General features: G+C 53.5%; 22 protein-coding genes. 8 read left to right on the top strand and 14 right to left on the bottom strand.

The genetic code is table 11. From position 1 onward, the window contains the following. Window positions 1-16: 16 nt before the first annotated feature. A complete protein-coding gene (gene ptrR / locus AC3IUF_RS07725; protein WP_123376292.1) occupies window positions 17-910 on the bottom strand; it encodes a putrescine utilization regulator PtrR in 894 nt (297 codons plus the stop codon). A 104-nt stretch (window positions 911-1014) separates the two neighbouring features. Between ptrR and AC3IUF_RS07720 the strand changes: the two genes are divergently transcribed. Then, a complete protein-coding gene (locus AC3IUF_RS07720) occupies window positions 1015-2196 on the top strand; it encodes an MFS transporter (protein WP_489280835.1) in 1182 nt (393 codons plus the stop codon). On the opposite strand, the gene AC3IUF_RS07715 is transcribed toward AC3IUF_RS07720, so the two are convergent. From AC3IUF_RS07715 to AC3IUF_RS07705, 3 genes are all read right to left on the bottom strand, one after another. Continuing rightward, a complete protein-coding gene (locus AC3IUF_RS07715; RefSeq protein WP_095113742.1) occupies window positions 2141-3073 on the bottom strand; it encodes a DMT family transporter in 933 nt (310 codons plus the stop codon). The genes AC3IUF_RS07720 and AC3IUF_RS07715 overlap by 56 nt on opposite strands. A 266-nt stretch (window positions 3074-3339) precedes the next feature. Then, window positions 3340-3741, bottom strand: a complete 402-nt coding sequence (locus AC3IUF_RS07710; protein WP_007914485.1) for a DUF2177 family protein — start codon at window positions 3739-3741, stop codon at window positions 3340-3342. A gap of 46 nt (window positions 3742-3787) precedes the next feature. Continuing rightward, a complete protein-coding gene (locus AC3IUF_RS07705; RefSeq protein ID WP_007914483.1) occupies window positions 3788-4624 on the bottom strand; it encodes a CvfB family protein in 837 nt (278 codons plus the stop codon). A gap of 341 nt (window positions 4625-4965) precedes the next feature. On the opposite strand from AC3IUF_RS07705, the gene AC3IUF_RS07700 reads away from it, so the two are divergent. The 3 genes from AC3IUF_RS07700 (at window position 4966) to AC3IUF_RS07690 (ending at window position 7025) form a co-directional block, all read left to right on the top strand. Continuing rightward, a complete protein-coding gene (locus AC3IUF_RS07700; protein WP_016985943.1) occupies window positions 4966-5154 on the top strand; it encodes a hypothetical protein in 189 nt (62 codons plus the stop codon). A gap of 206 nt (window positions 5155-5360) precedes the next feature. Beyond that, on the top strand, window positions 5361-6077 hold the full coding sequence (locus AC3IUF_RS07695; RefSeq protein ID WP_007914480.1) for a TorF family putative porin: 717 nt from the start codon (window positions 5361-5363) through the stop codon (window positions 6075-6077). 78 nt (window positions 6078-6155) lie between these two features. Next, complete coding sequence (locus tag AC3IUF_RS07690; protein WP_007914478.1) at window positions 6156-7025, top strand: DUF6279 family lipoprotein; 870 nt, start codon at window positions 6156-6158, stop codon at window positions 7023-7025. Between the two features lie 87 nt (window positions 7026-7112). Here AC3IUF_RS07690 and AC3IUF_RS07685 read toward each other — a convergent pair whose 3' ends face one another. Continuing rightward, a complete protein-coding gene (locus AC3IUF_RS07685; protein ID WP_123376295.1) occupies window positions 7113-7505 on the bottom strand; it encodes a transcriptional regulator in 393 nt (130 codons plus the stop codon). A 175-nt stretch (window positions 7506-7680) separates the two neighbouring features. Between AC3IUF_RS07685 and AC3IUF_RS07680 the strand changes: the two genes are divergently transcribed. From AC3IUF_RS07680 to AC3IUF_RS07665, 4 genes are all read left to right on the top strand, one after another. Then, entirely contained in the window at window positions 7681-8418 is a 738-nt protein-coding gene (locus AC3IUF_RS07680; RefSeq protein ID WP_007914474.1) for a DUF899 domain-containing protein, read from the top strand. A gap of 71 nt (window positions 8419-8489) precedes the next feature. After that, window positions 8490-8765, top strand: coding sequence for a hypothetical protein (locus tag AC3IUF_RS07675; protein ID WP_007914473.1), 276 nt, complete (start codon window positions 8490-8492; stop codon window positions 8763-8765). Between the two features lie 263 nt (window positions 8766-9028). Further along, on the top strand, window positions 9029-9613 hold the full coding sequence (locus AC3IUF_RS07670) for a C39 family peptidase (RefSeq protein ID WP_447784112.1): 585 nt from the start codon (window positions 9029-9031) through the stop codon (window positions 9611-9613). Window positions 9614-9625: 12 nt separating this feature from the next. After that, complete coding sequence (locus AC3IUF_RS07665) at window positions 9626-10225, top strand: hypothetical protein (protein ID WP_489280834.1); 600 nt, start codon at window positions 9626-9628, stop codon at window positions 10223-10225. Between the two features lie 53 nt (window positions 10226-10278). On the opposite strand, the gene AC3IUF_RS07660 is transcribed toward AC3IUF_RS07665, so the two are convergent. The 9 genes from AC3IUF_RS07660 to AC3IUF_RS07620 form a co-directional block, all read right to left on the bottom strand. Beyond that, window positions 10279-11619, bottom strand: coding sequence for a DEAD/DEAH box helicase (locus AC3IUF_RS07660; RefSeq protein WP_007914470.1), 1341 nt, complete (start codon window positions 11617-11619; stop codon window positions 10279-10281). Window positions 11620-11790: 171 nt separating this feature from the next. Then, window positions 11791-13131 carry an MATE family efflux transporter gene (locus AC3IUF_RS07655; RefSeq protein ID WP_489280833.1) on the bottom strand — a complete coding sequence of 447 codons (1341 nt, stop codon included), beginning with the start codon at window positions 13129-13131 and terminating at the stop codon, window positions 11791-11793. Next, entirely contained in the window at window positions 13131-13958 is an 828-nt protein-coding gene (locus AC3IUF_RS07650; protein ID WP_007914466.1) for a dimethylarginine dimethylaminohydrolase family protein, read from the bottom strand. The genes AC3IUF_RS07655 and AC3IUF_RS07650 overlap by 1 nt, the downstream gene beginning before the upstream one ends. Next, entirely contained in the window at window positions 13955-14911 is a 957-nt protein-coding gene (locus tag AC3IUF_RS07645; RefSeq protein WP_489280832.1) for a fatty acid desaturase family protein, read from the bottom strand. Before AC3IUF_RS07645 ends, AC3IUF_RS07650 begins: the two co-directional genes overlap by 4 nt. Next, complete coding sequence (locus AC3IUF_RS07640; RefSeq protein ID WP_489280830.1) at window positions 14892-16376, bottom strand: ABC-F family ATP-binding cassette domain-containing protein; 1485 nt, start codon at window positions 16374-16376, stop codon at window positions 14892-14894. Before AC3IUF_RS07640 ends, AC3IUF_RS07645 begins: the two co-directional genes overlap by 20 nt. Continuing rightward, a complete protein-coding gene (locus AC3IUF_RS07635) occupies window positions 16363-17787 on the bottom strand; it encodes a phenylacetate--CoA ligase family protein (protein ID WP_463542545.1) in 1425 nt (474 codons plus the stop codon). The genes AC3IUF_RS07640 and AC3IUF_RS07635 overlap by 14 nt, the downstream gene beginning before the upstream one ends. Before the next feature lie 4 nt (window positions 17788-17791). Next, complete coding sequence (locus tag AC3IUF_RS07630; protein ID WP_489280828.1) at window positions 17792-18703, bottom strand: hypothetical protein; 912 nt, start codon at window positions 18701-18703, stop codon at window positions 17792-17794. Continuing rightward, window positions 18696-19862, bottom strand: coding sequence for a type III PLP-dependent enzyme domain-containing protein (locus AC3IUF_RS07625; RefSeq protein ID WP_123376298.1), 1167 nt, complete (start codon window positions 19860-19862; stop codon window positions 18696-18698). The genes AC3IUF_RS07630 and AC3IUF_RS07625 overlap by 8 nt, the downstream gene beginning before the upstream one ends. Then, window positions 19859-20773: a fatty acid desaturase family protein gene (locus tag AC3IUF_RS07620; RefSeq protein ID WP_414915345.1), complete on the bottom strand. Its 915-nt coding sequence runs from the start codon at window positions 20771-20773 to the stop codon at window positions 19859-19861. The genes AC3IUF_RS07625 and AC3IUF_RS07620 overlap by 4 nt, the downstream gene beginning before the upstream one ends. Window positions 20774-20780: the final 7 nt, after the last annotated feature.

Raw genomic sequence — 20780 nt, 5'->3', positions numbered from 1 at the left:
AATCGCCGGCATTGGTTCAGGCGGTTTCGCGGGTTTCGATCTGAGCCGCAGGATAGACAGCCTGCTGCACCTCGATCCAGGCATTGAGGTTGGCGCCGACCATGCCTTTGCGCCACATGAGCCATGTTGTCGCACCCACGAATGGCTCGGCCAACGGGTGCGCGGCGACGCTCTCGCGCCCCGGCAGGCTGGCCAGCATCGACTCCGACATCAGCGCCACACCACTGCCGGCGATCACACAGGCGAGCATGCCCTGATAGGACTCGATCTCCATCGCCCGGCCCATCGTCGCCTGGTAGTGCGAAAACCACGCCTCCAGACGCATGCGATAAGAACACCCGCGACGAAAGGTGAACACCGACCGCCCTTCGACATCTCGGGCGCCACGCACCGGCGGATGATCAATTTCGGTGATCAACACCAGTCGTTCCTCGCACAACGGCACACCGTCGAGGCCAGCCAACTCCAGCGGGCCATCGACCAACGCGGCATCCAGGCGTCCGGTCAGCAACCCCTCCAGCAACTCGCCACTCGGTGCTGACTGCACTTGCAGATTCACTGCTGGATAGCGCTTGTGATACTGCGCCAGCAACGCCGGCAGATGAATCGCCGCCGTGCTGTACATGGTGCCCAGAGCAAAATCACCGGCCGGCTTGCCACCCATCACCGCCGCGCTGGCCTGATCGCGCAGGGCAAAGAGTTTGGCGGTGTAGTCCAACAGGACTTTTCCTGCAGGCGACAGTTGCAAACGCTGACGCTCACGGACGAATAGCTCGACACCGAGCTGCTCCTCCAGTTGCTTGAGCCGGGTCGATAGATTCGACGGCACGCGGTGCAGGCGTTCGGCGGCGCGGGTGATTGACCCCTCTTCGGCCACGGCCTGAAAGATCCGCAGTTGGCTGAACTCCACAACCTTTCTCCAGAACAGAACAAGTTACTCACTATTATTCAATTTTAAAGAAAGTCAATCAGTCCTAGCCTGACGGTCATTGATCCTTCAACGGAATCCCGACCATGTCGCCATTGATTCGCTTATCCGCCTGCTTCGTGGCCCTGATGATGGCCATGGGCATCGGGCGTTTCGCCCTCACCCCGCAAATGCCACACCTGCTCAGCGAAGGGCAGATCGACCTGACGGCCGCTGGTCTGATTGCCGCGGCCAATTACCTCGGTTATCTGCTCGGCGCGGTGGACGCGATGTTTGCGCATCGCCCGCAGCAGGTGCAACGGCGCCTGCACGGCGGCTTGTGGTTGTGCGTGCTGCTGACCCTGGCGTCGTTCTGGGCCAATGGCTTCTGGTCGCACTTGCTGTTGCGCTTCGGCACCGGGGTGGCGAGCGCCTGGGTGCTGGTGATGATCACGTCTTTAAGCCAACCCTTGGCGGCGGCAGCGGGTCGCCCAGGTTTGGGTGCTCTGGTATTTGCCGGGCCAGGTCTGGGGATTTTTCTGACGGGGGTGTTGGCGCTGGTCTCACATCTGCTGAATCAGACGTCCGCAACGTTGTGGCTGATTTATGCCGCAGCGGCGTTGGTGATGATGTTGGGTGTCTGGCGTCTGCTGCCAACGCCTGTCGCAACGACAACGGCGGTTGCTGCGCCGGTCAGTCCGTCGAATCGGGGCATTGGCCGGCTGGCGGTGATCTATGCGCTGTACGGCGTCGGCTACATCATTCCGGCGACCTTCCTCTCGCAAATGGCCAATGCGCAGTTTCACGGGCAATGGCAGGCGGATCTGTTCTGGCCCTGCTTCGGTCTTGGCGCTGCGATTGGCGTGTTGCTGGTGAGCCTGCGGCGTCAAGATCGCGCAACGACCCGTCACTGGTTGATGGCGACGCTGTGGCTGCAAGCGGCCGGGGTGTTTGCCTGTCTGCTGGGCAGCGGACTTGGCCTGGCAATGGGTGTGATCCTGTGTGGCATGCCGTTTCTGGCTTGCATGCAACTGGTCATGCAGCGCTCGCGGGAACTGGCGCCGCACGCCACCCAGCGCAACGCAGGGATGCTCACTGCCTGCTTTGCGGTCGGCCAGCTCAGCGGCCCGCTGCTGGCCGCGTTGAGCAGCCATTTCAGCGGCGGTTTGCAGCCCGCATTAGTGATCGCCGGCAGCGGTTTGCTGCTGGCCGGCGGCCTGGCGATGCAATCGACTAACGTTGGCCGAGCGCTTTGCGCAAACGCCGGCGCAACCACTGCTCGGCGCTGACAAAGGTGATACCGAGCAACACCAGCACCGCGCCGATGATGAAGTTCACGCTCAGTTGTTCGCCGAGCAGCAACACGCCAAAGGTCACGCCGAACAGCGGCGTCATGAACGAGAACACTGCAAGGTTCGCCGCCAGATAACGGCGCAGCAACCAGAACCAGATCAGGTAACTGAAGAACGATACGACGAGCCCCTGAAACAGCACACTGGCGACGGCCACAGTGGTGAGGCTGACATGAGTGATCTGGCCGCTGAAAAGCGCGATCAACAGCAGGCCGAGGAAACCGACGATCAACTGATAAAACAGGGTCAACGTCACCGGCGCTTCCGACAATCGCGAGGCGCGCACCACCACCGTGGTTGCGCCCCAGCAGGCACCGGCCAAGACACCAAAGGCATCGCCCAGGAGCATGCGCCGATCAAGGTCATTCCAGGACACGCCGCCAGCGAAAGCAATCGCAATGCCGATAAACGCGAGCAGAATCCCCAACCATTGCAACGGTCGCAGTCGCTCACTGGCCAACAGGAAATGCACGCCCAGCGCGGTAAAAATCGGCGCGGTATAGAGGAACACCGACATGTGCGCGGCAGTAGTCAGTTGCAACCCTTCGGCGATGAAGAAGAACTCCAGACCGAACAACGCACCGGCCAGCAGCCCGCCACGCCAGGTCACGCCAACCTGATCCCAGCCGCCTTTCCAGCAGATCAGCAATCCCACCAGCAACGCAGAGATCCCCGAGCGCGCGGCCGCTTGCATGACTGGCGCGATGTCGGGCGCCGCCCATTTGATCATCACCTGCTGCACACCCCAGATCAGGCACAGACCGATCATCACTTGCAGGGCAAAACTGTCGGCATTGCGCCGCTCGACACTCACCGCAACACCTCGAACACACACAACATGGCAGGCCATCCAATGGTCAAAAACAATGCCGGGGATTATCAATCAGTCAGAGGGAAAAAGCCGTCTGGAAAAGACATTTAGTTCTTCAGTGGCGGCAGGGGTGAATGGCTGTCGGCTGCGCCGCCATTCGCTGGCAAGCCAGCTCCCACAGTGACAGGTTGTCCGCTATTCCACTGTTCGACACAAAACCCTGTGGGAGCCTGGCTTGCCAGCGATGGCGTCAGTTCAATCAACCCTGCTCATGGATCTGAATGCAGTCGTTTAGCCAACAAAAACCCAACACTACAAGCCACTGCCGTGGCAAACGTCCCCCACGCCCAATCCATCAATGACACCTGCACCGACCACCCGCGCAACGTCGCCCAATTGGTCAGGTCGTAAGTGCCATACGCCACCAGCCCCAATAACGCCCCCCGCTTCGCCGCCCATTGCCACGTCACGGCCGGCAGCACCACAAACACCACACAACCAAAAACATACAGGCAATAAAAAACCGCTGCCGGAACCAGCAGCGGTTTTTCGAGCATCAGCGGACCGAGCAGTTCGCGATAGGTCGGCGCCATCAACAGGCCGAGCCAGATACCGTCGAGCAACAGAAACGTCACCAGCGTGGCAACGTAGGCAATCAGCGCTTTTTTCATCGATCCGACCTCGTGTGTGCCCCATGCAACATGGGCCACCCAAGGCTCAGGTTAGTTCAATGCGATCGGCATGAATGACGATCTTGCCTTCCTTGTACAGCGCACCGATGGCCTTCTTGAAGTTGCCTTTGCTGACGCCGAACAGGCTGCTGATCAATGCCGGATCGCTCTTGTCGCTGACCGGCAATGTGCCGCTGTTGTCGCGCAACTTGGCGAGGATCTTCGAGTTCAGGCTGCTGGCCGCTTCCTGGCCAACCGGTTGCAGGCTCAGAGCGATCTTGCCGTCGGCACGGATTTCCTTGATATAGCCCTTCTCGATCATGCCGGCGCGCATGAACTTGAAGATTTCGTTCTTGTGAATCAAACCCCAGTGCTTGTTGTTGATGATCGCCTTGAAGCCCATGTCGGTGGCTTCGGCAACCAGCAGATCAACTTCCTGGCCCTGGCTGTAGTTGGCCGGGGTCTTGTCGAGGTAGCGATCCAGACGCGCGGTCGCGGTGATGCGGCGGGTGTGCTTATCGAGGTAGACATGCACCACGCAGTATTCGCCGGCGGTCATCTGGCGCTTTTCTTCGGAATACGGCAGCAACAGATCCTTCGGAAGCCCCCAATCGAGGAACACACCGATGCTGTTGACTTCAACGACTTTCAGACTGGCAAATTCGCCGACCTGAACTTTTGGTTTTTCCGTGGTGGCGAGAAGTTTGTCTTCGCTGTCCAGATAAACAAATACGTTGAGCCAATCTTCATCTTCGGTAGGAATATCTTTCGGAATATAACGATTGGGCAAAAGAATCTCGCCGTCAGCACCGCCGTCCAGATATAAACCGAAGTTAGTGTGTTTCACCACTTGCAAACTGTTGTAACGCCCGACTAAAGCCATTTTCCGAAACCCTCATTGCGTGGGCGGCATTCTACCCGTTTTTGGCGTGCCCGTCGGGCGGCAGATCCGCACGCTGTTGAAACCCGCTCAACGCCTTGATTTTCCTTGCTCACGCCAGTGCTTGAGTGCCGCTCGTCAGGCAGGCACAAGCGCTCGCGGGTGAAAACCTGAATGTCGTAACACCTGAATGTTCTTATTTAAAACAGCAGGTTAGCCGAATATTTCGAACATTTAATCGAGAATAATGCAGCAATGAGGTTGGTTATTCCCGGGGATATTTACCAAGCAATTGTCAAGTTATTCCTGTACGATGCCTGGCCGAGTTACTTTTCTACAGGTTAATGGCCGCCATGCGTGTAAAAGCATCCACCAGCAAAGCAAAGCCAGCTCCAGCCGTTGAAACCAGCGAATCGATCAACGATCAGATCGCAGCGTTCCTCAAGTCCGGCGGCGAGATTCAGCAAATTGCCAAAGGCGTCAGTGGCCAGACATTCGGCCCGTCCAAGCAGATCAGCCTGGGCAAGAAGTAATACCCGGTTTACACCCGTCCAGAGGCGCTTTGAGCTTCGAAGCGTCTGGACTGGCACCGCGCAACATACCCTCCGCATTAAACAAAAATCCTTTTAAATCGACGAACGGCCTTCAACGCCGAGCATTCGCCGGTATCCTTGCACGCGTCTAGATCAAGCGTTTCAGCAGGCCCGCCGCCCTGCCCTCGCTGTTCATGGAGTGACGCATGCGCAAACCATCTTGTTTATTACTCGTAGGCCTATTGGCCAGTGCGACCGCGCACGCGCAGATTTTCCAGCGTGAACTGGGCGACTTCGACCTCAAACTCGGCACCACGCCGACACGTAGCATGGCCCAGGGTCTGGTCAAACCCGCGGCAATCGGTTCCTTCCACGGCGGCCTCGACCTGAGCCACGACAGTGGCCTCTACGTTGGCCAGTACGCGCCGAGCATGGGCATCACGCCGGGCAAGAACCTCGAGATCGACTCCTACGTCGGCTTTAAACAGCCTTTCGATCAAACCCTTGGTTACGAAGTCGGGATGATCCACTACAGCTATCCCAAGGTAGAAACGCTCGACAGCCAGGAGCTGTTCGGTGGTTTGACCTTGCTCGGCAGCCGCTTCGGCGTGGCCTTCAGCAACGACCCGGATAAACAGAACAACACCTTGTTTGCCGATCTTGGCGGCAATCAACCGTTCGGCATCGGCGTCAGCATGAAATACACCACCCACCAACTGAACACGCCGGTAGCTGTGGACGGTGGTTATGTCGGCAGCTTTACCGATTGGTCAGTGAAATTGTCCCGGCCATTCATGGGCGTCGATCTCGACCTGATCTACAGCAACTCCAGCCTCAGCGGCAGCGATTGCTCGGCCTACTCCGGGCACAACAGTCAGTGCGACGGCCTCGTCACCCTCAAGGCTGAACGCGCGTTCTATTGATCGGCTGAACTGCCGGGTTCATTCTGCGTTCACATAGGAATCAGTCCCTCGAAGCCAGGCTCACGCAAGGATTCGCCCATGTCTCGCTGGTTCAAACACATCGCCGCGCTACTGATCTTCACCCTCGCCCTCGGCGCCTGCAGTCGCGTCGGCCTGGCCTATCGCAATCTCGATGTGATCATTCCATGGACGCTCGGCGATTACCTGGACATGAACGGCGAGCAGAAAGACTGGTTCAACGAACGCCTCAAGGACCACCTGAGCTGGCATTGCACCACGCAATTGCCGGGCTACCTGGACTGGCTTGATCGCCTGCAGACAATGGTCGAAACCAATCAGGTCACCGATGCCGCGCTGCAGGCCCGCACGGTGGAGGCCAAGCAGGCCATCGCCGAAACAGCGCGGGAAATCACCCCGTCCGCCGTCGAGCTGTTGCAAGGTCTGGACGACAAACAGGTGGCGGAAATGAATGACGCGTTTGCCAAGGATTTGCGCAAGCGTCAGCAGGAATACCTCAAACCACCGCTTAAGCAGCAAATTGCCGAACGTGGCGCGCGCATGGTTAAACGTCTGAACGATTGGCTGGGGCCACTGAGCGCCACGCAGGAGCAGCGGGTCATGGCGTGGTCGACCGCGCTGGGCGATCAGTACACGCAATGGATCGCCAATCGCGCCCATTGGCAGAAGCAGTTCAGTGCCGCAGTCGCACAACGCAAAAGTCCCGAATTCCCACAGAGAATCGAGACGCTTCTGGTCAATCGCGAGACCTTATGGACAGCGGATTACCGCAAGGCCTTTGCCGATACTGAGGCGCAGGGACGCTCGCTAGCAGTGGATCTGATGGCCGAAAGCACGCCGCAACAGCGGCAGCGGTTGTTGAAGAAGATCGAAGGGGTGCGCAAAGACTTCAACGACCTCAAATGCCTCAAGGCCGCGAAGCAGAATTAGAAGATCAAAACATCGCAGCCTTCGGCAGCTCCTACACCGATTTCTGTAGGAGCTGCCGAAGGCTGCGATCTTTTGCCCTGTGGAAAATCAGGCGATCTGGGCTTTTGACGCCACTCCATCAAACGTCGCCTCAGCCAGCGCATCCTCCTGCTCATCCAGCACCTGACGCGGGTGATCGTTGCCGGGAATGCTGCTGTCGATCAGGCTCAGCAAGCTGGAACCGCGCGGCGTCAGGACAAAATTGTTACCCGTGCTGCCCTCCTCATCCGGACGCGGTGCGATGTAGCCGCGCAACAGCAGCAACCTTTCATAGTCGCAAGCCAGCGTTTTCAGATGATCCAGATTCTCGATCGGCTCGCCAGCGCTGGCTTTCGCCGCGGCATAGTCTTCGGCGTAGGCCCGTGGGGCAAAACTGTGGCCGGCGCTGTTCTGCACTTCGTGCAGCAAGCGTTCAATCAAATCCCAGTTATAAGTCGTCATCCTGATACAACCTCCGGTGCGCGTGATTTATGGCGCGTTCATAGGTTGTGACCGGAGTGGCTGTCAGCCGTTCAGCCGCATTTCCCGAGCCGACCGACCGGCGGTCTGTCGATTTTCAGCAGGGTTAAACGACTAGTCTGAAACAGACGGTTTCAACCCCGCAGGAGAAATCATCATGAACATTGAGAATCATCCGGTGGTATCGCGCGAAGAATGGCTCGCCGCCCGTAAGCAACATCTGATTCACGAGAAAGCCTTCACCAAGGAACGCGACCGGCTGAGCGCGGAACGTCGCGCTTTGCCATGGGTGAAGGTCGACAAGGACTACCACTTCCAGGGTTCGAACGGTGAATTGAAACTCACTGACTTGTTTGGCAAACACAGCCAACTGGTGGTTTACCACTTCATGTTTGCCAAGGATTGGGAGGAAGGGTGCCAGGGTTGCTCGTTCCTCAGTGACCATATCGATGGCGCCAATCAGCATCTGGCCCATCACGACATCGCCGTTGTGGCTGTTTCTCACGCCCCATTCAATGAGTTCCAGGACTTTAAACGGCGCATGGGCTGGAAGTTTGATTGGGTGTCGTCAGAGGGTTGTGACTTCAACTACGACTTCGGTGTTTGCGCCCGGGCAGAAGATGTCGCGGCGGGAAAGGCTACGTACAACTACGAAAAAACTGACAGCGCCGAGGAAGAAATGCCCGGGCTGAGCGTGTTTTATCGCAATGCGAATGGCGACATTTTCCACACCTACTCAACCTATGCTCGCGGTCTCGACATGCTGGTCGGTGCCTACAACTACCTCGATCTCACGCCCAAAGGCAGGAATGAAGACGAGATCATGGAATGGGTTCGGCATCATGATCGTTATGAGCAAGGTGCTAAATCGAGTTGCTGCCACGAAGAGCAATAAGCACTGAACTTTTCCCGCGCTCAAGGCCTCAACCGGTTAACCCGCCTTAACCGGAACTGAGGCCTGCCCCGATGAAAACCCTGATCAAGCTCACCCTCGCCGCCACCCTCGCTTGCGCCCTGCCCGTCTGGGCCTGTACGCCGGAGGAGGCCACCGCCAAACGTGAACAACTGGCCAAGGAAGTCGCCAAGCTCACCGAACAGAATCCGGCCAAGGCCAAAGAGATCAATGCCGAGTTGCAGAAAATGGATCTTGGTACGGCCAGCAAGGACCTGCCGGACAAGTGCCAATTGATTGATCAGCGGTTGAAAGAATTGAGTACGGCTGAGAAAAAAGCCGAAAGCTAAAAGCCAGGTCAAAACATCGCAGCCTGCGGCAACTCCTGCATCGATCGCTGTAGGAGCTGCCGCAGGCTGCGATCTTTTGCGCCTGAAAATGCATTAATGCATTTATTTATTTGCATTACTGCATATCCCTGACTAGGGTTACCTCGAGCAAGGAGATCGGAACCGGCCACAGAAGATGGCAACCGTTAAGCACCGATCGCTCAGCAATACCGCAACACCCTCACAAGCAAGATGCTTGTTTTCATTCATGGAGGATTGAAAAAATGTTAACCACAGTAGCAACACGATTCACCGGCGAATCACTGCCAAGGTGCCTGGCCAGCCATCTGCTCGACCCGCAACTGGTCGAAGTCGAGGCCGCTGAACAGATCAGCGCCCTCGCCGCTGGCAGCCTCAACTTCAACATGCAGAAACAGACCCAGACCAACTGGTGCTGGGCCGCCGTGTCCGCCTCGGTTGGCAACTATTACGGCACCGGAAACTGGACGCAGTGCGGCGTGGCCAGCACCCAGCTCGACCGCAACTGCTGCAATCAGCCGGGCCCGTGCAACGTCTACGGCTATCTGGATTCCGCTCTGCAAACCACCCGCAGTTACAACGGCATGAATCAGGGCTCGCTACAGATGTCGGCCATTCAGAACCAGATCAGCATGGGCCGCCCGGTCGGCTTGCGCTGCGCCTGGTACGGCGGCGGTGCGCACTTTCTGACGATCTACGGCACCAATGGCGATTACGTATTGGTTGCAGACTCGATCTACGGCTATTCGACCCGCGCGCTGAACGCGTTCCCCCGTGCCTATAACGGCGGCGGCAACTGGACCCACACTTACTTCACCGTGAAAAACTAGGAGGGCGACATCATGCAACTGACTTATCCAAAGGCGCCTTCCAACGGCGTACAGACCTTGCGTCCGGCGCTGCACGCCGCTTTGCAAACCCAGGGCTTTGGCGCCAATCGCCAGTTCGCCAATGCAGCACCTGCGAAGATCAGCCTTAGCGAGGCCTATCGTGGCTACTCGCTGAGTCTGGATGACCTGAGCCAAGGCAAAGGCCTGAAAGATGCCCGCCTCGGCGACTGGCATTACCTGGTGTTTGCCGACGGCGTAACGATTGCCGATGCGCAGTTGGCCGAGGTGCGCGGGCATGTTGAATTCGCCTCGCTGAATCACGGCGATCACGCCGCAGCTACGGTGGGTGCGCTGAAACTGGCGGAACAAGCGCCGCAATTACACGGCAAAACCGTTGAGCTGCGCGTGCTGTTTGTCTCGGCACTGCACGTTGTGGCGATCTGGCTGCATGCCGATGGGGAAGATGTGCTGATCCCGATCGAGCCGACGCCCAAGGAATTGGCGGGTACCGGGTTGTACAGCGAAGCAGCACTGCTTGCCGCATTGAAACCAGCGGCCGATCAGGCTAAACGGCGCTTTGACGCCGACACCAGTGGCCAGCTCGGCAACTGATGGACGAAAAAAAACCGGACAGTGTCCGGTTTTTTTTGTGCGCCTGAAACGCCTTACTCAGCCGCAGGTTCTGCCGGCTTGCGGCGCTTCAGCGGCGCCATGCCATCGCTGCTCACCAACGAGTCCGGCTTCGGACGGTTGGCGCTCTTGCGCTTGGTCGGCGTCTTGGCAGCGGTTTTTTTCTTGTCGCCCTTGGCGTCAGTCTTTTTCTTCTTCACGCCAACGGCTTTGCCCGAAGCCTTGACCTTTTTCGGTCCGCCGTAGGTGCCTTTGACTTCCTTGATGGTACGGCGCTCGAAGCTCTGCTTCAGGTAGCGCTCGATGCTCGACATCAGGTTCCAGTCGCCGTGGCAAATCAGCGAGATCGCCAGACCGTCGTTACCGGCACGGCCGGTACGACCGATGCGGTGCACGTATTCGTCGCCGCTGCGGGGCATGTCAAAGTTGATCACCAGATCCAGACCATCCACGTCCAGACCACGGGCCGCGACGTCGGTCGCTACCAGAATCTTCACGCCACCCTGCTTCAGACGGTCGATCGCCAGTTTGCGATCCTTCTGGTCTTTCTCACCGTGCAGCACGAACGCTTTGTATTCCTGAGCCACAAGGCGGCCGTAGATACGGTCGGCCATGGCGCGGGTGTTGGTGAAGACGATGGCCTTCTGATAGGTCTCGTTGGCCAGCAACCAGTTCACAATCTGCTCTTTGTGCTGATTGTGGTCGGCGGTGATGATTTGCTGGCGGGTGGTCGAGTTCAGTTGGCTGACCGCGTTGAGCTGCAAGTGCTCAGGGTTGTTCAGCACCTTGCCGATCATGTCGCGCAGGCCAGAACCACCGGTGGTGGCCGAGAACAGCATGGTCTGCTGACGGTTCGGGCATTCGTCCACCAGACGCTGGACGTCTTCGGCGAAGCCCATGTCGAGCATGCGGTCGGCTTCGTCGAGCACCAGCACTTCGACTTCTTTGAGGTCGAGGTTGCCGGCGTTGAGTTGCTCGATCATCCGGCCCGGGGTGCCGATGAGGATGTCCGGCACTTTGCGCAGCATCGCGGCCTGGACCTTGAAGTCTTCACCGCCGGTGATCAGGCCGGACTTGATGAAAGTGAACTGCGAAAAGCGCTCAACTTCCTTCAACGTCTGCTGGGCCAGCTCGCGGGTCGGCAGCAGGATCAGCGTCTTGATGCTGACGCGAACCTTGGCCGGGCCGATCAGGCGATTGAGGATTGGCAGAACGAAAGCGGCGGTTTTGCCGCTACCGGTTTGCGCCGTCACCCGCAGATCACGCCCTTGGAGCGCCAGCGGAATGGCCGCGGCTTGCACAGGCGTTGGCTCGACAAATTTCAGCTCGGCCACAGCTTTAAGCAGGCGTTCGTGCAGGGCGAATTGGGAAAACACGGGTGCTACCTCGAAGATATGCAAAAAAACAGCTGCATAGGTTACCGGTTTCGAGCGCTCAGGCCGAGTTTCTTTATACAAACGGCAAAAAATAACGCCATCGGGTGGACTCAACAGCGTCCTGAAAACGCCTTCCGAGCCATCGAAACATCTTCTATCTGTCAGCACACCTCAGGAAGTCAGAGAGCGAGCTTTTGAGTCAAGTCGCTGTTCCTTATCACGAAAAATCACCAGCAAAACCATGCCTGCAAACGTGAATAAATGGCCGGCAGCCATGCCATACCATATCCCTTTGGCGTCAAAACCTCCCGCATAAGCCAGCGCAAGTCCCAAACCGAGACCTATCGGCCAGTTACCCAAGAGGCTGATAAAAAGCTGTTTTCCGGTTTCACCATAGCCCTGCATAACTCCGCGCAAAATAATGGCTACCGAATCAAAGACAAACAAGAACAATGCAATCTCGATGAAGTCTTCGGTGAGCTGCAAGGTATCAGCTGACCCAGAGGAATCGGGTAAAAACAAAATGGGAATATCCCCTTTGAAAGCAAACATAACCAACAGCAATACGATCGAAAACAACAAACCAGCAAACAGGACAGAAATGATGTTGCGCCGTGATTCCGACAACGAAATAGACTTTGAAACCAATATCGCAGAAGCGTCACTGAAGCCGAACATCAAAACGATGACGATTTCTATAGAGAGCACAGCCAAGGCATTGGCCGCAATCGCCGACTCGCCGAAGGGTGACATGAAAAACGCAGCAACCATGGTCGAGGCAATAGTCGAGAGTTCGAGCAGCCCGATCGGTGTGCCAATAGAAAGAACCTGCGATACCAAGTGCCGACTGAATTTGAATCTATTCGCAGAGAACACGATTCGCCGCTTTCGATACAGATGATCACCCGCCACCAAAATCGCCATGAAGCTGCAGAGCAATGTCGAAATCCCGACACTCGGAAGCCCCACGTCGAACACCGTGAACAGACAGTAGCCAACGAGCAACTTCGCCAACAAATACAGCAGCGATTGCTTGAAAACCTCCCATGGTGCATGCAGCACAGAAAGATAAGTAACCAGAATGGTAAATACAAAAGACGGCAGCAAACTGATCGTGAGAGAGAGAAAAAGCGGAAACATAAGACTGGTCAGTTCACGCGGCTGCTCGAGAACATTGAGCAACCATTCGCCACCTATCAAAAAGGGACTCGCCAGCAATGACACAACCGCCAACGCGATTACACTGTTCAGGACAACCTGCGTGGCCTCTTTATACGCGCCGGCCTCAACCAACTTCCCTAGCATCGGGATGATCGCAAGAATAATTCCATCCCCGAGAATTTTTATAAAAAAATACAGGTTAAACGCCAGGGAAGCGGCCGCAAGTTCTTGCTCCCCCAGTCGCCCAATAAAAAAATAATCGATCGCTCCCGAGGCAAATACGATCAAATTCGAAACAGCCAGAGGCAGCGCCAGTCGGTAAACACCTAATATATTACTCAAGCGAATCATCAATAGTCCTTTAGCGTCTTTCTGGCAATGCACTGTATTAAACAATGAGGGCCACCATCGTCCATTATAAATTCAGACAGATCTACTTCGACCAACGTACAGCCGAGCTTCTGGAACACTGCCCTGGTTGCGGGGCAAAGTACAGTTGTCAATAGCACACCGTCGCCGAGATTGACAAAATTACAGGCAAACGGCGTTTCGGTTACGTCCACTGGAATGCAGTCAATCCCTTCCGTCCTTAATCGGTCTATTTCCTCTTCGTCAATCTTTCCAGCAGCATAGACAATCGTATGCTTATCAATAACGCCCAAGGCGACGTCGAGATGCCTCAGTGTGACGTCGTAATTGACTATTAATGCCTTCCAGCCGTTGTCTATGAATAAATCCTGAATTTCAGTCGCACCTGAATGGGATGTCCTCAATTGGTTCGTCCCGATGACAACCAGACCGTTTCGTACAACGATGACGTCTCCGCCCTCCAACGTCCCTTGTTGAGCCTCATGTGCTAGAGGCCATCCATGATCAGATGCAAACTCTTTGATCAACTGCGTCTCTTTCTCTCGCTCACAAAAACCCATGTTATTTACATAGACGCCGAACGGCGTAAAAATGCTGCTATCTCGGGTATAACATTGATAGGGCAAATCAAGCTCAGACTTTACATATAGGCAGTGAATATCCCGCTTTTCCAACTCACTGACTAACCTGGCGTACTGGCCCAAGGACTTCTCGGTCGGAAACTCAGGACAGGCGTGACTGAGCAAAGGCTGAGACAACAAAACCGCTTCGAGTTTTTCGTATTCGTTATCTATACATGGTGTAATCAAGATTCCGCTCCCTTGGATATCTTCCTGCACCAAGACTCAATTACGCTATGCGTCCCGGTAAAATAAGTATAGCAGTGTTCTGCCTTGTTATAATCCGGCACTGCCAATAGTACCTCATGAACTTTCTTGAGGTTGTGATACGGCACCGTCGGCAATAAATGGTGAGTCAAATGCAAACCATTGAAATGCGGATGAACCATTTTCCTCAGGAACCCCGTGGAAGGATGGTTTCTGGCGAAGCTCATGATTCCACCGGGAACAAGACCAACATGATCCGATATGATCACAAAGCTGATGATCGCGTGATAAACGGTTGCTCTGGAAATAATCCAGAGCCCGACGAAAACAGCAACGGCCTCCAGATCAGAAAAATAAAATATTAATCCAAGGACTGCACTCCACCATAGCAAACAATTCAATGCCAACTTCAGTTGCACCGGCAAACCAAAAGCATTACCCAACCACGACTCCAGGCTTAATAGCTCAGAGCAGTAAAGCTTTATCCAGCCCTTTTCAACCAACTGGGGATCATGCAGATAGTCACTGTCTTTTTCCGGATCGCCGAGATATCGATGGTGCTGCCCGTGAATACTTCTATATGAATCAAGCGATAGGATCATCGGCAATGCACAAAACAACTTGGTCATGACGTCATTCAGTAAAGCACTAGCGGAAAGATTACGGTGTGAACCTTCGTGCACCAATACGACGAGTGCACGCTGCCGCGCGCCCATAAGAATGACGCTTAACGGAATGAACCAATAACTGAAATTCAACACCAGGCAAACCGAAAACGCAATGATGAAATATTCCAAAGCGATATAGCAGATGCTTTTCAGAGTCGACTGACGCATGAGAGCAGAGATATCCTCGCGCAACTTCAACGCGTCCAAATCTGATCTTAACTTCTTTAAATCCAGTCTGATCTTATCCTCAAAAAGATTCCTCTCCATGAAAGGCCCCCTCCACCAGAACACCACCTTTGATTGAAAAAAATCTGTTCCCGACATTCTCAACAAAACGTCGATCGTGAGAAACAATTAATGCCGCAGAGTTCATGCGCCTGATTTCATCCTCCAACATTTCCTGGGACTTGATATCAAGGTGGTTCGTGGGTTCGTCCAACAGCAAAAAATTTGGTTTGGTCTGCCGTAGCGCCAACAGAGACAGTCGCGCCCTCTCGCCGAAGCTGGTTCGCAGCATGCTTTTTTTTGTATCAAGATAGGTGAAGCCCGCCGAAGCCAGCAGTGCAACAGCCCTAGTTGAATCGGGCTCAGCGTTTTCTAAAACAAAATCGAGTATGGACTTATCAACTGATAGCCTGGACGGGCTCTGCTCGAAGTACCCGACTCGAGCGCTAGGAGTCAGTTCCAGCGCGTCGCTCGACAATCCCGCGATAACACGAAGAAAAGATGACTTGCCAGACCCATTGGCGCCGGTGATAACAATCCTGTCACCTCGTTTTATTTCCAACTCTGGAACCGTGAACAACAACTCTCCCGAAGGATTATTCACCTTGAAATCATAGAGTTTGATCAGATACTTCGCCTCGATCGACTCGGTTTCCAATTTGATTTGCACAGTATCAACGGTCTGCCGATCGGGTAACGTCGTCTTTAGCACTCTTATCTTTTTTTCGATCTGCTTGGCTTTCTGAGAGGCCTTGTCAGAAAAATTATTGACACCCAACTGACGTTGTAATTTCGCACTTTGAGTCAATCTTTCAATTTCTGACTTTCGGTCCTGCAGGGAGTTCTCGAGTTCGCGTTCCTTCTCATACATAAAGCCTTTTGCACGAGAATACGAGTAGGGAAATCTGTATACCCCTATCCGATCAAGGAAAAGTGTTTGCTGAGTCACAGCGTCGAGAAAAAAACGATCATGGCTGGCAACCAACAACGTATTGACCCAGCCAACGGTTTGCAAAACATCAACGAGAATATCTGTCCTGTACATATCCAAGTGATTGGTCGGTTCATCAAGGATCAACAGATCAGGCTCGGATATCAGAGCAGCTGCAAACATCAACATTTTGTTCCAGCCACCGCTTAACTCACGGATTTGCAACTCCCGATACTTCTTCGGAAATTTCAATGACTCAAAAGTGTAGTCAATTTTCCAGTCATCCACGGCATCCGTGAGATAACCACGCAGAAAAACGTCGCATGTCACATTACCTTGAGCGAGCTCAATCAAACCTTGATGGACATAGAAGGATTTCAGACCTTTTTTTCTGGTCAGTGATCCGCTGTAATCATCTGAACTACCGGAGATACATTTGAGCAGGGACGACTTGCCGGAACCGTTGCTACCCACCAGGCCTAATCGGTCACCCTCGGCAAGAGACAGCGCCACGCCTTCAAATACCGGTTCTGCGCCGTAACCCAAAGATAAATCTTCTAGTTTAACCAGGGACATGATTAGATTTACTCCAGTCTCTTACCAGGCACTTTCTTTTATATGATTTCACATCGGCCAATGCTGCGACTTCCTGATGATGCAGATTTACAGAGTAACCAAACAGAGCGATCAGTCTTTCGTTGAAATGACCAAGCAACTTCGGCATTTCGCAGTATGTCGGGCCGCTGTAAATCGTCTGCAATAAAACGTCGGTAGCGCTGGTTTGAATAACGCGAAACTCATTCAGATTAAGATCGTGTTCCACCAGGACATCATCGACAGCTGCGAGAATCGATGCACTGGGCACTACGCGATTATCCGCAGTCAGAAACGCGTCATCACTTCTGCCGTTGACTTCAGAAATCCGCGCCCCATGACGCCCACAACTGCAAGCTTCATGAGCAGAAACTTCGCGAGCGAGATCACCGTGTTCAAATCGAATCAAGGGCATGAACCAGTTGTTCAGATCTGTACAGATGACCGTCCCCAACTCGCTGGCATCTTTATCAATAATTTCGACATGCACACCGTCCTCAACCACGTGATACATACCGTGACTGCATTGAGTGGCGATTAAACCAAACTCCTCGGAACTGTACTCATCAAACACGGCAACACCCAACTCCCTAGCGTAAAAATCACGCTCGGATTGCGGGCTGTATTCAGAATTTGTCACTATTGCCTCTACACCATAGTCGCTCAGCCGCAGGCCCATTTCTTTGATGAGTGGCAGGTAACTCGGTAACGTCGATATTACGCGTGGCCGGAGAAACTCGAGGTGTTGACCCAGCGGTGTGGCCGGGAAGAGATCGGGCAATTGAAATGTTCGATACGTTCCGTCAAAGGAAGAAACCCACAACCCGGCGTGGTGGATCAAATAGATCCAGTCACCTGACTCCAGCGGACGTTTCAGACAGCTGTTATAAAACCGCAACACCTCCGAGTAGTCCCGCAAGATATCCGGTTGATCGTGAAAGCTGATAAACGGTGTGCCGCTGGAGCCGGAGGTCCTCGTGGAGGGTGTACTGATTATTTTATCTGGCGAGGAGACTCGTTCGACCATCTCAAATTCCCGCAACTGCCTTTTTGTCACGATCGGCAACTTGGAAAAATCCTCAAGGCTAGCAATCGCCCCGGGCTCATACCCTACGCTCGTGTAGAGCTGCCGATAGAACGGTACTTTTTCATAAGCGAAATCAACCAGGCGCTTCAATCGTTCAAGTTTGAACTGATTGATATCTTCTTTAGAAAAATGCTGGAACTTCTCCATCGCCTGCGCGTTGGCTGACCAAAAACGCAACGCATCAAGTTGTATGACCCGGGAATCGGTATCCGGTTTCGAAACGCTCTTCGCCAGTTCTTCAATCTGTTCGATCGCATTCGTAAACTTCTGACAATCGTATGTCATTAATCCGGCATCCATGCTCAAGTTACTAATCCTCTACCGTGCAAGATTTATGATGCATCAGTACACACAGCCTGGATGAGCGTCCAGGTTGATCCGGGGAGATATGCGGAATGCCTCTGCTACCGCAAGCCTCACCGTCCTTGATCTGTCCATCGTAGATCAGGATATCGCCCGAATATGTCTTCCACAGAGCGTGTTCAAAGGCAAGTTCAAACGTTTCCTGCAGGCCTATCGATTCATCGTCTTCGCCAAAATGAGCCATTTTCACGTCAGGCATGAACAACGCCCCGCCATGCCCTTCCCAGCCAGTCTCGAGAAGTGAAGTAATGGCTGTTTCGCGAACACCGTAATACATATCCGAATGGAGGAATGGCGTTAGTGTTCCTTGTGACGCCATTTCGTCTTTAGAGATGATGATCGACAGTTGCTCAACGAAGAAGCTTGCTCCAGAACGTTCTACCTCCGCCAAAACGTCAAGGAGCCTGTTGACGAACAGGTCGCCAAGTTCAGTTTTACCGCGAACAGAATGCGCACGACTTTGCCACCAACTCAGACCTCCCACCTCTGAGTCGCGGACATCGTAGCTCCTCAACTCCAGCGTAAGATGAATATTCCCGTCAGGTCGGCCGGTAAGTCCTGCCGCTTTTTCCAGAATCGACATTGATTCTGCGACCAGATCGCCCTCCTCCGGATACTTCATCACCCAACGCCATTCAGAAGGTGCGAACGCTTTGACTAGCTCAATAGGCCAATCGGCGCGCGCGAAGTGACGCTTCAACCCTTCGTTCAAGAACCCTTCTTTCCAGACCAGCAATGCCGACTGATGACCCAGTGCACCGTCGCGTTCAGACAACGCTGCATAATCGCCATCGACAATCACGCTCTCGCTGGAATGACAAAGTTCATAATTCTCTACTATCGACGGTAGTCTATGCATTAACGTAATCCTCAAATGCATAAGCCTTGATATTTTTTATCTTGTTATCCGAAGACCACAGGTAAATATCCGGCTTGGCTACACCATTGAAAAAACTGCTTTTAACCATAGAATAAGGGAGCATGTCTTCAAACACGACTTTGGAGCCGACATGGAGCTCGGCATCAAACTCATAGGTACCCACTACATCACCCGACATGCAGGACAAGCCACATAACGTGTATGAAAACTGACTCACTGCAGCCACTTTTCCATTGATGACGCGCGGGCTATATGGGATCTCGAGCACATCTGGAATGTGCGCAGGTACGGAAATATCCAATATCGCGTTTTTATTTTCCCTTCCGTTAATATCCAGCACCCCTGCTACCAGGTACCCGGCGTCCAGCACCCATGCTTCGCTCGGTTCCAGGTAAATGTCCAGATTATACTTATCGCGAAACGTCTTTAGTCGGTAAATGATCCGATCCAGATCGTAACCCGGCGAGGTGAATAAACTTCCTCCACCAAAGTTTATCCACGTCAAATTCCCGCCTCGTATGACCACGTCGAGTTTTTGCTCGATGAGGTCCAGATTAGTACAGAACTCCTGTGCATCTCTTGACTGGCACATATTATGGATTAGGATCCCGCTGTAGGCAGTGTCCAAAGCATCGAGTTCGGTAAGCTTGATTCCCAAGTGAGAGTTGGGTCTGCAAGGATTATATAAATCCTTTTCCACGACGGATATTTCCGGATTAACCCGCACGCCGATTCTGGCATGTAGCTTTATATCGTGACTCGCTTGCAAGCTCTGGAAAAGCTTGAGTTGCTCTGCAGAATTAAAAACCAGAAAATCAGCTTTCGCGGAATATTCCAGAATTTCCGCCTGGGTAAATGCGGGCTTATAAATACTCAGCACCGCTGGTTTTCTCAACCCGCCTTCAGTGACACTTCTGAATTCGAAAGACGAACCTGTTGAGTAACCAGACACACGCCCATCAAAAAACTCATTGAGGATACCGACAGCATTGAACGACTTCATCGAAAACAGCACCGTACATCCTGCACGTTGCTCAATCATGTTCATAATGGATACATTGCGCTCGAGCAATGACGAATCACATAAATAATAAGGCGTCTTAACTTCAGTGTTCATGGCCATCAAGACATCTTTCATGTCGCATGCCCGCCCAGCTTGACAAGTTTATGATAAAAACCATGTTCCATCTGTCCATACTCTGGCCACATTTCTGCCAACCAGTTATGAGCTTCCTGCATTCTTTTATTCGGAATAGCAGGAAACAAGTGATGTACCAGGTGAAAACAGTCATGTCGTGGAAATGCTATAGATCGCATAACCGGGTTCTTGATATAGCAATTCCTGGATTTATAGAGAGCATCCACATTATCAAGGAGGCCACCATGATCAAGATAATCTGTCAGGTATTTTATAACTTGGTATGCAGTGGCAAATGGCACAAGGAAATAGGCAAAAAATACCAGCGGGGAAAAGGTTGCGAAGATAATGAGAAGTACGATATAGCTGCCCCGGACAATTTTCGCCCACAATGGATCTCGCTTCACATAGATCTTCACAAATATATATTCACGCACGTGTCGCAACGACATGGCAAACAACAATTGCTTCCATACCGCGACGGGCGTAACCGCCTGAGAGAACCCAAACTTTTCAAAGCCACGGAAATCCCCGTCCGCTTGGTAGTCTCCCAAATATCTGTGATGGCTGGCATGCTCCTCTCTGAAGTCATAGTAAGAGCCAAACTCGATAATCCCGAGAATGACTCCAATCCGTTCGTTCCATTTTCTTTCCCGAGTGAAATACAAATGAAAACACTCGTGCGACATGTTATTTATTGCCCGCCATCGAGTACCAATGAAGAATATCAACGGGAAATACAAGACCATGCCCAGCATCAGGCTATAGGTAAAGACAAAATAACTTAACGCCGCAGCCACGATACCGGCGGAGATATGCATAATTGCAATACCGCATGCCATCAGCCTGGAGACTTTACCTCCTTTGAACTGAGCAATTCCCTGTTCTAGCATTTCCCATTGAGTATTCATAAGCGAT

The sequence above is a fragment of the Pseudomonas sp. KH_040 genome (assembly GCF_057839305.1).
The sequence above is the reverse complement of the archived record's forward strand: the minus strand, read 5'-3'. Positions and strand labels throughout refer to the sequence as shown.

Coding starts and splice junctions, on each gene's coding strand:
- AC3IUF_RS07690 (WP_007914478.1), top strand. CDS start 6,156: ATGTCTCGCTGGTTCAAACACATCGCCGCGCTACTGATCTTCACCCTC.
- AC3IUF_RS07645 (WP_489280832.1), bottom strand. CDS start 14,911: ATGGAGAGGAATCTTTTTGAGGATAAGATCAGACTGGATTTAAAGAAG.
- AC3IUF_RS07640 (WP_489280830.1), bottom strand. CDS start 16,376: ATGTCCCTGGTTAAACTAGAAGATTTATCTTTGGGTTACGGCGCAGAA.
- AC3IUF_RS07695 (WP_007914480.1), top strand. CDS start 5,361: ATGCGCAAACCATCTTGTTTATTACTCGTAGGCCTATTGGCCAGTGCG.
- AC3IUF_RS07625 (WP_123376298.1), bottom strand. CDS start 19,862: ATGAAAGATGTCTTGATGGCCATGAACACTGAAGTTAAGACGCCTTAT.
- AC3IUF_RS07665 (WP_489280834.1), top strand. CDS start 9,626: ATGCAACTGACTTATCCAAAGGCGCCTTCCAACGGCGTACAGACCTTG.
- AC3IUF_RS07700 (WP_016985943.1), top strand. CDS start 4,966: ATGGCCGCCATGCGTGTAAAAGCATCCACCAGCAAAGCAAAGCCAGCT.
- AC3IUF_RS07620 (WP_414915345.1), bottom strand. CDS start 20,773: ATGAATACTCAATGGGAAATGCTAGAACAGGGAATTGCTCAGTTCAAA.
- AC3IUF_RS07655 (WP_489280833.1), bottom strand. CDS start 13,131: ATGATTCGCTTGAGTAATATATTAGGTGTTTACCGACTGGCGCTGCCT.
- AC3IUF_RS07720 (WP_489280835.1), top strand. CDS start 1,015: ATGTCGCCATTGATTCGCTTATCCGCCTGCTTCGTGGCCCTGATGATG.
- AC3IUF_RS07630 (WP_489280828.1), bottom strand. CDS start 18,703: ATGCATAGACTACCGTCGATAGTAGAGAATTATGAACTTTGTCATTCC.
- AC3IUF_RS07710 (WP_007914485.1), bottom strand. CDS start 3,741: ATGAAAAAAGCGCTGATTGCCTACGTTGCCACGCTGGTGACGTTTCTG.
- AC3IUF_RS07705 (WP_007914483.1), bottom strand. CDS start 4,624: ATGGCTTTAGTCGGGCGTTACAACAGTTTGCAAGTGGTGAAACACACT.
- AC3IUF_RS07670 (WP_447784112.1), top strand. CDS start 9,029: ATGTTAACCACAGTAGCAACACGATTCACCGGCGAATCACTGCCAAGG.
- AC3IUF_RS07680 (WP_007914474.1), top strand. CDS start 7,681: ATGAACATTGAGAATCATCCGGTGGTATCGCGCGAAGAATGGCTCGCC.
- AC3IUF_RS07675 (WP_007914473.1), top strand. CDS start 8,490: ATGAAAACCCTGATCAAGCTCACCCTCGCCGCCACCCTCGCTTGCGCC.
- AC3IUF_RS07685 (WP_123376295.1), bottom strand. CDS start 7,505: ATGACGACTTATAACTGGGATTTGATTGAACGCTTGCTGCACGAAGTG.